This is a genomic window from Streptomyces daqingensis, assembly GCF_014645895.1.
GTDB classification, from domain to species: Bacteria; Actinomycetota; Actinomycetes; order Streptomycetales; family Streptomycetaceae; genus Streptomyces; species Streptomyces daqingensis.
Window position 1 is genome coordinate 38,981 of sequence record NZ_BMMP01000022.1, and the last position, 12,928, is coordinate 51,908.

A 12,928-nucleotide genomic window follows, 5' to 3' on the forward strand; every position below is an offset into this window, starting at 1 on the left:
GTGGCCGTTCATCCCTTGAACCAGCCGGACGGCGCGGGCGAGAGGTTCTGGTAGATGTGCTTGGCCTCCTGGTACTCGCGCAGCCCCGTCGGCCCCAGCTCCCGCCCGATGCCGGAGCGGCCGAAGCCGCCCCACTCGGCCTGCGGGACGTAGGGGTGGAAGTCGTTGATCCAGACGGTGCCGTGCCGCAGCCTCTCGGCGACCCGCTGGGCGCGGCCGGCGTCGCTGGTCCACACGCCTCCCGCCAGCCCGTAGCGGGTGTCGTTGGCCAGCTCCACCGCCTCCTCCTCGGAGTAGAAGCGCTCGACGGTCACGACCGGCCCGAAGATCTCCTCCTGCACGACGCGCATCGAGGACTTGCAGTCGGCGTACACCGTCGGCAACAGGAAGAAGCCGCGGGAGAGTTCGGGGTCGTCCGGACGCCGCCCGCCGGTGACGAGCCGCGCTCCGTCCATGCGGGCGATCTCGAAGTAGGCCTCGACCTTCGCCCGGTGCTCGGCGGAGCTCAGCGGCCCGCTCTCGGTGAGGGGTTCGAGCCCGTCGCCGAGGCGTACGGCCTCCGCCCGCGAGGCCAGCTCCGCGAGGAAGCGGTCGTGGATCCCGTACTGGACGAGGAGCCGCGAACCGGCCGAGCAGACCTGTCCGGAGTGGAGGAAGGCGGCGTCGAGGGCGTAGTCGAGCGCGGCGTCGAAGTCGGCGTCGTCGAACACGATGTTGGGGTTCTTGCCGCCCAGTTCGAGCGCGATGTTCTTCACGCCGGAGGCCGCGTTCTCCATGATCTTCCGGCCGGTGGCGAGGCCTCCGGTGAACGAGACCATGTCGACCTCGGGATGCGAGGTCATGGCCGAGCCGACAGTGCCGCCCGCGCCGAGCAGGAGGTTCGCGACGCCCGGCGGCGTACCGGCCTCCGCGAGCAGCCCCATCAGCGCGATCGTCGTCAGCGGCGTCGTCTCACTCGGCTTGAGGACGAAGGTGTTCCCCGCGGCGAGCGCCGGCGCGATCTTCCACGACGCCTGCAGCAGCGGATAGTTCCACGGCGCGATCAGCGCGCAGACCCCGACGGGCTGGTAGACGACCCTGCTGAGCACGTCCGGCCCCACGTCGACGACGCGTCCGGCGTCCTTGCCGACGATCTCCGAGAAGTACCGGAAAGCGTTCGCGATGTCCTCGATGTCGAGCCGCGACTCGGCGAGCGTCTTGCCCGTGTCGAGGGTCTCCATACGGGACAGCTGCTCCAGGTCGCGCAGCAGCAGCTCGTGCACGCGGTAGAGCACGTCCGCGCGCCGCCGCGAGGGCGCCCACGCCCAGTCGGCCCGCTGGAACGCCCGCTTCGCGGCCCGTACGGCGAGGTCGACGTCCGTCTCGTCCGCCTCGTCGACGGTCGTGATGACGGACGAGTCGAAGGGGTTGACGACTTCGCGCCGCGCGCCGGACACGGCCCCCGTCCACTCACCGTCGATATACAGCTCGGCCATCGCGATGCCCCTCACTCTCCGGCGGCGTCCACAGCCCGCCCGTAGCAGGCAGACGGGCACCAACATCGTGCGGCGCACCGCCGCCAGCCACGGGGCGCACCGTGGGAGGCGGCCGGGGGTGAGGGATGTTGACCCGCGTGGACTAGGGCGTTTCGCCCGGCTCCACGCGGCCAGGTCGCGGCCCGCGGAGCTGCGCAAGACAGGTCCCGGGGCGTGCCGCCGATCCACAGAGCGCGGCCGGGCCCCGTCAGCGCGTGACGGGGCCCGGCCGTGGGCTGAGCCGTGGACTCTGAGCCGTGGGCCCGGCAGGCGCCGCCGTACGGCGTCCGCGGGACGCACGCGCGGGCCTGGCCGGCCGGGCGGGATCAGGAGCGGCGTGCCGCGTTCGCGAGGATCGCGGAACGCAGGTACTCCGCCATGCCCGGCTTGATCGTCTCGAAGTGCGCGGTGAAGCGCTCGTCGGCGACGAACATCTCCGCGAGGCAGGTGTGGATCTCGTAGGTGCAGTCGTAGTGGTAGCGGCAGATCTGCTGCCGGTGCTCCTCGGCCAGCTCCATCGCCGTCTCGGACTCCGGGCCGTCGCCGCTGTCCATCTGGGCGACGAACCGGCGGCCCCACTCCTCCTGCTCCTCGTTGATCCGCTTCCAGTCCTCCTTCGTGTACGACGCCGTCTTCTGCTGGGACTGCCGGTAGGCGTCCGTGTCGCCCCAGCGGCGTTCCGCCTCCTCCGCGTACTGGTCGGGGTCGAAGTCGCCGAAGACCTCGAACTTCTCCTCGGGCGTGAGGTTGATGCCCATCTTCCGTGCCTCCATCGCGTGCTCCACGGCGGCGGCCATCTTCCGCAGCTTCTCGATCCGGTCGGACAGCAGTGCGTACTGCCGCCGCAGGTGCTCCTGCGGGTCCGTGTCCGGGTCGTCGAGCAGGGCCGCCACCTCGTCGAGCGGAAAGCCGAGCTCCCGGTAGAACAGGATCTGCTGCAGCCTGTCGAGGTCCGCGTCGCCGTACTGCCGGTGCCCGGCACGGCTGCGCTCGCTCGGCACCAGCAGCCCCACGTCGTCGTAGTGGTGCAGCGTGCGCACGGTCACTCCGGCGAACGTGGCCACCTGTCCTACGGACCAGCTCATCTCCGCTCCCTTCTCGGTACGCACTTCACGATGAGCCCTCACGTGACGTGAGGTGCAAGCGCAATTCTCCGAGGGGCGCATGGCGAGGGCCGGGACGTGCCGTTCGGGAGCGCCGCAGCCCTCGCGGCCACGGCGGCCGGGAGCTCGGACGGCACGCGCGGCCGCCCGGGCACGCGGCAGCCCGGCCGGGCGGCGGCACTGCCGCACGCCGGACTGCCGGGCGGGGTCAGAGCTGCTTGACGGTCTCCGCAGCGGTCTTCAGGGGGAGCTTGGGGTGCTGGCGGCGCAGCTCGCGGACCGCTACGGCCAGCCCCTTGTCGTCCCGGACGCGCCGCAGGCCCTCGGTGTCGAGGGATCGCAGGAACTCCTCCTGCGAGGCGAACTGCCGGTCGAACCAGTCGCTGCGACGCCTGCGCTGCGCGTACACCTCGGCCACTCCCGGGCAGACGACAACGAGGACGAACCCCACGTAGGCCAGGGGGAGTTGCTCCTGGGACAGGGCGATGAAGATCAGGAAGAGACCGCCGAGTGCAAGGCACCACAGCAGCACGCGTGGACCGTACAGGGGATTCACCTCTCCGCTCTCTCAGGGGATGGGAGGGAACGTACAGGAAAGACGCGCGGCCGGGGCCGTGCGGGCGGGACGGTCCGGCTGCTCGCCGCACCGTCCCGCGGGGCCGCGCTCAGGCGGTGCCGGAGGGCCACTTGCCGCCGGGGAACGCCGAGTTGTCCTGCGCCTCGCCCTGGACGACGGCCATCTGCTGGGCCTGCGTGCCGAGCGCGGCGGTGAGGGTGGTGACGGCCGCGATGATGAGGGCCGAGTTGACGCCGGCCTCCTCCACGATGAGGGCCGCCCCGGCCCAGGAGAAGACGACGGAGCCGAGCGCCGCGATCGCCGCGATCGTGGCGGCGATGAACTTGACGAGGATGACGCCGATGGCCACGTAGAACGCGAGCCCCGCCACCGCCGAGAACGTCAGGGCCGTGGCGATCTTGTCGGCGCTGGTCTCGATCGACGTGGCGGCCGTGGTCTGGTCCTTGACCGCCTTGCTGTAGGCGGTGCCCGCGTCGCCCTCCCACTTGTCGGGGGCCTTCAGGGCGTCGGCGGCCGTCTCACCCGTCACGGTGGACGCCTTGCCGCGCACGTCGCCCTGCCAGTCGCCGGCGTAGAAGAAGAAGGTGATGGGGGCGGCCGCGCCCTCCAGCACCTCGCCGATCTTCTTCAGCAGCCAGCTTCCCGCCTCGATGAGCTTGTTCGCGCACCAGATCAGGGCGTCCGCGATGGGCTTCGGGACATACCACTTGTTGGCGGTGGACTCGGCCTTCGGGCCGACGTCCTTGAGCTTCGCTGCCAGGTCCTCGGTGCCCTTGACGAGCTTGTCGATGGTGGCCTGGTACTGAGCCGAGCTGAATGACATCCGGTTCCCCGTTCCGCCTTAGTAGGCGCCCTCGATGGAGGCGGTCGTGTCCGCCTCTCTGTTGTCGTACGCCGTCGCGTTCTTGACGAGCGCGTCCGCGATCTCGCCCATCCGCTCGCTTCCCTCGTTGCAGCGGGCGGAGAGCTGGTCGACCGCCTTCTCGTAAGCCGAGAACAGCACTTGGAACATGCCTGCCTCGAGCCGTGTGAGGCGCAGTCCCTCGATCGTGTTGTGGACGCCCTTCATCGTCTCGGCCTGCCGGTCCCACATGCGCGCCTCGCTGCGCAACGCGTCGGTGACCGTCTTCAGAGTGGGTGCCATGGTCAGTGCTCCTGTCAGGATGAGTCAGAGTCCGCCGCTGAAGCGCTTGGGGTCGCGGAGGATGGCCAGTGCCTCGTCGAGGAGCCCGTCAAGCTGACGGTCCTGCGTGGCCGTCCCGGCGGACTCCTCCTGCCGGGCCAGTGCCGCACGGCCGTCGGACAGCGCCGCCTCGACGGCCTGCCCGAGCGCGACGGACGACTTGCCCCGCGCCCAAGAGGCGTCCACGCGGCACGAGTTGAAGCTCCCCTTGCTCAGAACGACGGTGACCCTGTGCCCTGAGTCCTTCCCCTCCACCTGCGCGTCCGCGAGGGAGTCCAGGTTCAGACCCGACACCGAGTCGAGGGCGTTCATCATCTCCTCGGCGACCTCGCCGATGGGACGGGGGACGACGAACCGCAGGTCGCGGCCCGGGACGTCGATGGGGGCCGGGTCCTCGCCCGGTCCGCTGCCGGGAGCTCCCGGAACCGGGGGGCCTGGCGGGCCCGAGGGCACCGGGGGGCCCATGGGGCCGGCGCCGCCTGGTGCCCAGCTCGGGGCGCCCGGGTCACCGCCGGGGGGCTGACCGGGAGCGCCCGGGTCGCCGCCGCTCCAGCTCGGGGCACCGGGGTCGCCGCCGGGGGCCTGGCCGGGCGCACCCGGATCGCCTCCGAACGGGCCCGCGCCCGCGGGGCGGCCGGACGCGGACGAGCGGGGTGCAGCGGCGTCGCCGCGCTCCATCTCCTGCCGCATCTCTTCCGCGCGGCCCTGCAGGTCCATGCCTTCCATCGCCTGCTGCATGGCGGCCATGGACGCGCTCATCGCAGCGCCGTAAGCCTCGGTGACCGCGTTGCCCAGGGCCTCGGGCTCGCATTTCTGGGGCCAGTCCCGCGCGAACGTCACCGTCTCCGGCAGTCCGTCGCCTCCCAGCCGGACCGTCACCGCGCCGCCCGCGTCGCGTCCCTCCGCGCCGGGGGGCATGCCCTGCTGAACCTCCTGCAGGAGCCCCTGCAGCCCAGCGGTGTACTGCTGGAAATTGCGCAGCGCTGCCAGGATCTCGTCGGCCATCCCGTGTCCCCCTCGTCTTGGCCGCCCCGCAGCCTGCTGCAGGCGACGGCGCCAGAACCCTCGTCCGGAACGCTGGCTTCTGTCAATCCCCGGCGTCCTCGAACGCTTCCGACTGATGGGCATTCACCTCGAAAAGCCGCCGATCGGCACAGGTGTGCGCCGTGTCCGCCCGGGACGGACGGTCAGGGTTGGAGGGGGATGGGGGCGGGGCTGATGGACGAGCGACGGACGAACGGACGGACCGTGGACGGCGGTTCGCGCCCCGGCGACGGGAACGACACCAGGGAAGAGACGTCAAGGGGGCCGGGGACGACGAAGACCCGATCCCCGGCGCAACCTCTCCGCGCTCCAACTCCCCCTGTGCTCCGGCACGTTTCAGCCCCGGGGCTCGGAGAGCGGACCCCGGGGCTGCGGCAGGGAACTTACTGGTCGGCCTTGATGCTGTAGTTGATCTTGTCGCCGTCGACGGAGGTGACCTTGACGGTCACGCCGAGGCTGGTGCCGTCGCTCGCGGTGAGCTTGCAGCGCGTCGTCGTCCCGACCTTGCCGGCGAGGTCCTCCGGGCAGGAGACGTCCGGCTTCGGCTGCCCCGTCTGCGCGGCGAGCTTCTCGGCCACCGTGTCCCCCAACTCGTCCTTGGGCAGCTTCGCCTCCGACGAACAGCCCGTCAGAAGCGCGCCGGCTGCCGCGGCGGCGGCCAGACCCCAAGTGACAGCGGAAGAAAGGGACTTGAGCATGGGGTTTTGGCTCCGTTTCAGGGCTGTGGGGCCGCGAGGGCCGGAAAGGCGACGTTCGTCAGGATGTGTCTAACAGCCCCCGACAGCGGTCCTGCGGGTCTTCACAGCTCCGAGGCCCGGCACGGCAAAGCCCTGACCGGCGGAGACACCGCCGGCCAGGGCCGGGAAAGACGTCGGTGCGGCGACCGACCGGTAGGCCGTGTGGGACTCGAACCCACAACCAATGGATTAAAAGTCCACTGCTCTGCCAATTGAGCTAACGGCCCGCCCCCGCAGCATAGCCCGGCGGACCGCCGGGCTTCGAAGGCATTGGCCTTCGTGCTGGGGAGGTGTCAGCCGTTGCGCTTCCAACGCGGCTTGTCCGTGCGGCGGTCGAAGGAACGGCCGCCGCCGCGGTGGTCGTCGCGCCGGGCGTAGGGGCGCCTGTCGTCGCGGCTGTGCGAGCCCGGACGGCGGTCGTCGCGGCGGAACCCGCCACGGTCGCCCTCCCGCCGGTCACGGTTGTACGACGGCCGGTCGTCACGGCGGAACCCGCCGCGGTCGCCCTCACGCCGGTCACGGTCGCGCCCGCGGTTGAACGACGGGCGGTCGCCGCCGCGGTCGCCGTCGCGCTTGTCCCGGTCGCGGTTGAACGACGGACGGTCGCCGCCGCGGTGGTCGTCGCGCTTGGTGTCACGACGCTGGTCCCGCTGCTCGCGCAGCTCCCGCTCCTCGCGGCGCTGCTCCTTGCGCAGCTCCTTCGCGATCTCGGCCTCGACCTCGGCGGTCAGCGCCGCGGCGGCCTCGGCGACCGCCTCATCGGGGTCGTCGCCGCGCTCGCGCGCTGCCCGCGCCGTCAACCGCTCGGCCTCCTCGCGGAGTTCGGCGGCGCGCTTCTGCGCACGCTCCAGCTGCCGGGTGAGCTTCGCCGCGTCGCGCTCGGCCTGCTTGGCCGCGTTCGCGGTGGCGTCCGCCTGCACCTCGGTCAGCGAGCGGGCGCCCGTGATGCGGGTCACTTCCTCGTCGAAGACGTCGCCCCGTCCGATGATGTGCCGCGAGGCGTCGACGCCCGCGTCCTCCATCAGCCGGAAGATCTGGCGGCGCTGGTGCGGCAGGGCCAGCGAGACGACCGTCCCCGACAGGCCCGCGCGGGCCGTGCGCCCGGAGCGGTGCAGGTAGTCCTTGTGGTCGCCGGCCGGGTCGACGTTCAGCACCAGGTCGATGTTGTCGACGTGGATGCCGCGCGCCGCGACGTCCGTGGCGACGAGCACGTTGACCTTGCCGTCCTTGAAGTCGGCCATGGTGCGCGTGCGCGCACCCTGCGTCATCCCGCCGTGGAGCGCCTCGGCGCCCACGCCGCCCTCCCGCAGCTGCTCGGCGACGCGGTCCGCGCCGAGCTGCGTGCGGACGAAGATGATCGTGCGGCCCTTGCGGGCGGCGATCGCGGACGTCACGGGCGCCTTGTCGCGCGGCTTCACGACGAGCACGTGGTGGCTCATGGTCGTCACCGCGCCCTGGGCCGCGTCGACCTCGTGGAGCACCGGGCTGTGGAGGTAGCGGCGGACGAGCGTGTCGATCTCCTTCTCCATCGTGGCGGAGAAGAGCATCCGCTGCCCGCCCTCGGGCAGCTGGTCCATCAGCTCGGTGACCTCCGGCATGAAGCCCAGGTCGGACATCTGGTCGGCCTCGTCGAGGATCGCGACCTCGACGTCCGCCAGCGAGCACGAGCCGCGCCCGATCAGGTCGCGCAGCCGGCCCGGCGTCGCCACGAGGATGTCGACGCCGCGCTCCAGCGCGGTGATCTGGTTCTGCATGGACGTGCCGCCGCAGACGACCTTCAGCTTCAGGCCGAGCACGTCGCCGTACGGCTGGAGCGCGTCGGAGACCTGCATGGCCAGCTCACGCGTCGGCGTGAGGATGACGCCGCGGGGACGCTTGCGCTCCGTGCGGGAGCCGGCGAGCTGCGTGAGCAGCGGCAGGCCGAACGAGAGGGTCTTGCCGGAGCCGGTACGGCCTCGGCCGAGGATGTCCTTGCCCCGCAGCGCGTCCGGGATGGTCGCGGCCTGGATGGGGAAGGGGGTGGTGACACCGTTCTGCGCGAGCTTGCGCACGACCGCCTCGGGGAGTCCGAGATCGGCGAAGGTGACGGTCTCCTCGTCCTCGGGCAGGAGAGCGTCGATAGAAGCAACAGACATGCGAAATGCGAACCTTCCGGAGTTCAGCAGCACGCGCCCAGACTCCGTGAATTCGCAAACGACCGCCTCTATGCGGTCAGCCACGGCTAAGAGAAACGCGCCACGCGGCGCGCTCTTCAAGGGCGCCGGGCAAATGGGATCAAACGATCAACCAGCATACGCACCCTGCGGGTCGCTGCGCAAATGACGGCCGGGAGGGGCCGGACCCCTCCCACGGTCCCTTATCCGCTGGTCGGCGGCGTGGGCGACGTCGGCTCGGGCCCGGGCGGCGTCGGAGTGGGCTTCGGCACACTCGTCGCCGGCGGGGCGGGCGGACGGGGACGCGAAGTGCGGGGCGGAGCCGGGGACTTGGGACGCGACGGGGGCCGCCCCTCCTCGGGGGCGGAGCCGCCGCCCCCGGTCCCCCCGGAGCCCCGCGGTCCCGCCTCCTTCGACGGGCCTCCCCGGTGCCCGTCCTTCCCGCCGGCACCGCGGCCGGCGCCGTGCCCGCCGGACGTGCGGTCCCCCTTGCCGTCCCGGCCGCCTCCGCTGCCCGGACGGTCGCCGCCCTCGCGGCCCTCACCGGCACCTGAGGCACCGTCCGCGCCCGCCGCACCGGACCCGGCCGGGCGTGCCCGGCCGCCGGGCGAAGTGCCCTCCGCCTCGGAGCCGTTGACGGTCATGCAGCCCGTGGCGCATGAGAGCACGGCCGCCACCACGGCCCCGGCGAGCACTCCGCGCGCTGCGGCGTGACCGCCGCGGCCCTCACGGCCCACGCGGCCGTCACGGAGCAGCGGGGCCGCCGGGAACCGCGGGACCACCGCGTCACCGGAACCCCCGGGCGGCGAAGACGGAGACGATGACGCACGACGGCGCACGGCGGTACCTCCTGGGCACGGGACGGGACGCCGTGCCCAACTCCCTCTTCCGCCAAAGGGTCACGCCGCCAGTCCGCGCCCGAGCGCCAGCCCCAGGAAGACGGCGGCCAGGCCGGCGGCGAGCGAACCGGCCACGTTCGCGGCCGCCTGCAGGCCGCGGCCCTTCTCGGCCAGCCGCAGCGTCTCGTACGAGAACGTCGAGTACGTCGTGAGCGCCCCGCACAGCCCGGTGCCCAGCAGCGCCGTCACCTGCGGCCCGGCGGCACCGGAGACCGCCGCCCCCGTCAGCAGGCCCATCAGGAGGCTGCCCGCGACGTTGACGGTGAAGGTCCCCCACGGAAAGAGCGAGTCGTGCCGGATCTGGACGGCCCGGTCCGTCAGGTAGCGCAGCGGCGCGCCCACAGCGCCGCCCACGGCCACGAGCAGCCAGTTCACCGCACGCCCCCGCCCACGTCCGGGCGGCGCCCGCCCGGGCCGCTCCCGCGCCCCGGCGCCAGCGCCGCACGCGCAGCCGACGCACCGGCCCACACGGCGGCCACGGCGCCCAGCACGGTGCCGCCGAGGTACGCCACCGCCACACCGGGGCGCCCGGCCTCCAGCAGGAGCGCCACGTCGGCCGCGTACGTCGAGAACGTGGTGAAGCCGCCGAGGACGCCCACCCCCAGGAAGGGCCGCGCGAGGGCGTGCGCACGCTCCTCCCGGCCCCCTTCGCCGACCAGCGCCATCAGCACTCCGATCAGCGCGCAGCCGAGCAGGTTGACGGAGAAGACCCCCCACGGGAAGCCGGTCTCGCCCCCGCCCGACGGCAGCCACACCTGCATCGCGTGCCGGGCGAGCGCGCCCAGGGCACCGCCCGCGCCGATGACGGCGACGACGGTCAGCCCGTGGCGGCCCCGCGTCTCGGCCCGCTGGGCGGGCACATGCAGATCGACGTCGGGGTCGACCGCCTCGCCCCGCGGGTCCGGAGCGCCGCCCCGGCCGCCGGGACCGCCCGGGCCGTCGGGACCGCCCGCGCCGCGCCCACTCCCGGTCACCCGTATCCCAGTTCGTGCAGCCGCTCGTCGTCGATGCCGAAGTGGTGCGCGATCTCGTGCACGACCGTCACCTCGACCTCGGTGACGACGCCGTCCCGGCCCCCGTCCTCCGCCTCGACCATCCGCAGCGTCGGACCGCGGTAGACCGTGATCCGGTCCGGCAGCACACCCGCGTACCACTCGCCCCGCTCCGTCAGCGGCGTCCCCTCGTACAGGCCCAGCAGCTCCGGGTCCTCGGGCGGCGGCTCGTCCTCGACGAAGACCGCGACGTTGTCCATCAGCCTCGTCAGCTCCGGCGGAATGCGGTCGAGCGCCTCGGCCACCAGCTCCTCGAAGTCCTCCCGCGTCATCTCCAGCACCCGGCCATTGTCGGCCACCCGTTCCCCTCCGCGCACGGCCTCCCCCGTGGCCGTCCCGCCCCTTCCCGCATAGGCGGCGCGACGGACGGGCATAGGGGGCCTCATGGGCCGTGACGTCAGCAAGCCCCGCAAACCGCACCGACTGCCGCAATGGGTGCGCCGCGCCCTCCCGGGCGGCCGGAAGCGCTCGACGACCACCGCCCTCACCCTCACCAGCACGCCGCGCCCGCTCACACGCGCCCTCGGACTCGCCGCGGTCGCCTTCTTCGGCGCCTGGCTGGGTCTGCTGATCGTCGGCAGCGTGGACGCGCCCGTCGGGCCCATGGACACCAAGATGACGCTGCGCCCGTCCCTCACCGGCGGCACGAAGGTCAACGTCTCCCCGCTCGGCGCCCTCGAACTGCGCAGCCACTACGCGCCGCTCCGCCTCGACGTCGACGTCGACCAGCTCGACCAGGAGCGCGCCACCGCCCTCGTCGACCACCCCGAACGCCTGGAGGGCCTCGAAAGCGAGATCACCTCGGACGTGCGCTCCGGCACCGCCGACCTCGCCCTGCGCGCCACCGCCGCCGCGGTCGTCGGCGCCTGCGCCCTGGGACTCGCCGTCTACCGGCGCCCCCGCCGCGCCCTGGCGGCCGGGGGCCTCGCCCTCGCGCTGTTCGCGGTCTCCGGTGCGACCGCCTTCGCGACGTGGAACCCGAAATCCGTACTCGAACCCAAGTTCTCGGGACTCCTCGCCAGCGCCCCCTCCGTCGTCGGCAACGCCCGCAGCATCGTCAGCGACTTCGACATCTACCAGCGGGAACTGGCCCGCCTCGTCTCCAACGTCACGAAGCTCTACGAGGCGACGTCCACCCTCCCCGCCTACCAGCCCGACCCTTCCACCACCCGCGTCCTGCACGTCTCCGACATCCACCTCAATCCCGCCGCCTGGGAGATCATCAAGTCGCTGGTCGAGCAGTACGACATCGACGCGATCATCGACACCGGCGACACCATGGACCACGGCACGTCCGCCGAGAACGGCTTCCTGGAGCCCGTACGCGACCTCGGCGCCCCCTACGTGTGGGTCCGCGGCAACCACGACTCCGACACCACGCAGAAGGCGCTGGAGGACATGGCGGAGGAGAAGGGCAGCAACGTCCACGTGCTCGAGGACGGCGTGCCGTACAACATCGCCGGGCTGCGCCTCGCGGGCTGGGGCGACCCGCAGTTCACACCCGACCGCTCCGTACGGCCGGAGGGCGACCCGAAGGAGCGCGAGGAGGGCCGGAAACTGGCGGCGGCGCTGCGCGCCCAGAAGGCGGCGGGCACCCCCGTCGACATCGCGATCTCCCACAACCCCGTGCTCGTCAAGCAGGCCGACGGCCTCGCCCCCCTCGCCCTCGCCGGCCACACCCACCAGCGCAGCAACGAGATCCTCCGGCGCGACACCCGGCTGATGATCGAAGGTTCGACGGGCGGCGGCGGCCTGCGCGCCGTCGAGAAGGAGGTACCGCAGAAGGTCTCGGCGTCCGTCCTCTACCTGGACCGCGACGACGGCGAGCTGCAGGCCTGGGACGAGATCACCCTCGGCGGGCTCGGCCTGTCCACCGCGGAAGTCACCAGGCACCTCGCGGAGGACGGCGAGCCCGGCACACCGGCCTCCCCCAGCCCCTCGGACTCCCCCAGCCCCTCCGGCTCCACCAGCCCCTCGGGCTCGCCGGGGGCGTCCCGCTCGGGCGGCCCGGAGGAGGACTGACGGACGAGGGCCGGAGCGGCCCAGGAGGATCGAGGCCGGGGGCGGAGGGGCCCCAGGAGGCTGCGGAGGCGCTGCCCCGGCCAACTCCCCGTAACCGTTTTGGCGAACGCTCCCGCTATCCCATATGCTTCTCACGTCCCCGACGCGCTGACGTACAGGAAGCGCCCAGGTGGGCCATCAGCCCTCATCGTCTAGTGGCCCAGGACGCCGCCCTTTCAAGGCGGTAGCACGGGTTCGAATCCCGTTGGGGGCACGCACCACCCTGTGCGAGACTTGTGCTCGCACGATGCTTGGTCCTGTGGAGCAGTTTGGAGTGCTCGCCACCCTGTCAAGGTGGAGGCCGCGGGTTCAAATCCCGTCAGGACCGCTGCGGCTGGGTAGCTCAGTTGGTACGAGCGTCCGCCTGAAAAGCGGAAGGTCGCCGGTTCGACCCCGGCCCCAGCCACCGCAGTTGAACAGCGAGAACGCCCCCTCCAGGGTTACCGGAGGGGGCGTTCTGCTGCCTGTGACAACACAGGCTGACAGCTCTCCGCCGCCCAAGACGACTGTCCTTTCTGCCGCCGAGGTCAACGGCCCGCGTTGTACGTTGGCCGCATGACCGACTACCGAAAGGGCTATGCCGCGTAGGCGCCCCTCCGCCGTGC

12 protein-coding genes and 4 tRNA genes are annotated in these 12,928 nt (G+C 72.3%); 4 read left to right on the top strand and 12 right to left on the bottom strand.

The features are described from left to right. Window positions 1-8: 8 nt before the first annotated feature. The 12 genes from IEY56_RS25355 to IEY56_RS25410 all read right to left on the bottom strand — a co-directional run bounded on the left by IEY56_RS25355 (window position 9) and on the right by IEY56_RS25410 (window position 10,543). On the bottom strand, window positions 9-1,475 hold the full coding sequence (locus IEY56_RS25355) for an aldehyde dehydrogenase family protein (protein ID WP_189039596.1): 1,467 nt from the start codon (window positions 1,473-1,475) through the stop codon (window positions 9-11). A gap of 365 nt (window positions 1,476-1,840) precedes the next feature. Beyond that, entirely contained in the window at window positions 1,841-2,599 is a 759-nt protein-coding gene (locus IEY56_RS25360; protein ID WP_189039597.1) for a MerR family transcriptional regulator, read from the bottom strand. Window positions 2,600-2,825: 226 nt separating this feature from the next. Continuing rightward, window positions 2,826-3,149, bottom strand: a complete 324-nt coding sequence (locus IEY56_RS25365) for a hypothetical protein (RefSeq protein WP_189039598.1) — start codon at window positions 3,147-3,149, stop codon at window positions 2,826-2,828. Window positions 3,150-3,282: 133 nt separating this feature from the next. Then, window positions 3,283-4,017, bottom strand: coding sequence for a hypothetical protein (locus tag IEY56_RS25370; RefSeq protein WP_189039599.1), 735 nt, complete (start codon window positions 4,015-4,017; stop codon window positions 3,283-3,285). Window positions 4,018-4,035: 18 nt separating this feature from the next. Then, window positions 4,036-4,338, bottom strand: a complete 303-nt coding sequence (locus tag IEY56_RS25375) for a type VII secretion target (protein WP_189039600.1) — start codon at window positions 4,336-4,338, stop codon at window positions 4,036-4,038. Window positions 4,339-4,362: 24 nt separating this feature from the next. Next, window positions 4,363-5,382 (bottom strand): YbaB/EbfC family nucleoid-associated protein, encoded by a 1,020-nt coding sequence (locus tag IEY56_RS25380; RefSeq protein ID WP_189039601.1) that lies wholly within the window; start codon window positions 5,380-5,382, stop codon window positions 4,363-4,365. Between the two features lie 422 nt (window positions 5,383-5,804). After that, on the bottom strand, window positions 5,805-6,119 hold the full coding sequence (locus tag IEY56_RS25385) for a DUF4333 domain-containing protein (RefSeq protein WP_189039602.1): 315 nt from the start codon (window positions 6,117-6,119) through the stop codon (window positions 5,805-5,807). A gap of 193 nt (window positions 6,120-6,312) precedes the next feature. Beyond that, window positions 6,313-6,385: transfer RNA gene (locus tag IEY56_RS25390), tRNA-Lys, on the bottom strand. A gap of 66 nt (window positions 6,386-6,451) precedes the next feature. Next, window positions 6,452-8,293, bottom strand: coding sequence for a DEAD/DEAH box helicase (locus IEY56_RS25395; RefSeq protein ID WP_189039603.1), 1,842 nt, complete (start codon window positions 8,291-8,293; stop codon window positions 6,452-6,454). Window positions 8,294-9,210: 917 nt separating this feature from the next. Further along, entirely contained in the window at window positions 9,211-9,585 is a 375-nt protein-coding gene (crcB, locus tag IEY56_RS25400; protein WP_189039604.1) for a fluoride efflux transporter CrcB, read from the bottom strand. Continuing rightward, window positions 9,582-10,184, bottom strand: a complete 603-nt coding sequence (locus IEY56_RS25405; RefSeq protein WP_189039605.1) for a fluoride efflux transporter FluC — start codon at window positions 10,182-10,184, stop codon at window positions 9,582-9,584. The genes crcB and IEY56_RS25405 overlap by 4 nt, the downstream gene beginning before the upstream one ends. After that, the gene (locus tag IEY56_RS25410; RefSeq protein ID WP_189039635.1) at window positions 10,181-10,543 is read right to left on the bottom strand and encodes a metallopeptidase family protein; all 363 of its coding nucleotides are present in this window, start codon (window positions 10,541-10,543) and stop codon (window positions 10,181-10,183) included. Before IEY56_RS25410 ends, IEY56_RS25405 begins: the two co-directional genes overlap by 4 nt. 103 nt (window positions 10,544-10,646) lie before the next feature. Here IEY56_RS25410 and IEY56_RS25415 point away from each other — a divergent pair, with 103 nt between their 5' ends. The 4 genes from IEY56_RS25415 to IEY56_RS25430 all read left to right on the top strand — a co-directional run bounded on the left by IEY56_RS25415 (window position 10,647) and on the right by IEY56_RS25430 (window position 12,729). Continuing rightward, window positions 10,647-12,284, top strand: a complete 1,638-nt coding sequence (locus IEY56_RS25415; RefSeq protein WP_189039606.1) for a metallophosphoesterase family protein — start codon at window positions 10,647-10,649, stop codon at window positions 12,282-12,284. A 180-nt stretch (window positions 12,285-12,464) separates the two neighbouring features. After that, a tRNA-Glu gene (locus IEY56_RS25420) sits at window positions 12,465-12,537 on the top strand. Window positions 12,538-12,576: 39 nt separating this feature from the next. Continuing rightward, window positions 12,577-12,651, top strand: a tRNA-Asp gene (locus tag IEY56_RS25425). 4 nt (window positions 12,652-12,655) lie between these two features. Beyond that, window positions 12,656-12,729: transfer RNA gene (locus tag IEY56_RS25430), tRNA-Phe, on the top strand. Window positions 12,730-12,928 lie beyond the last annotated feature (199 nt).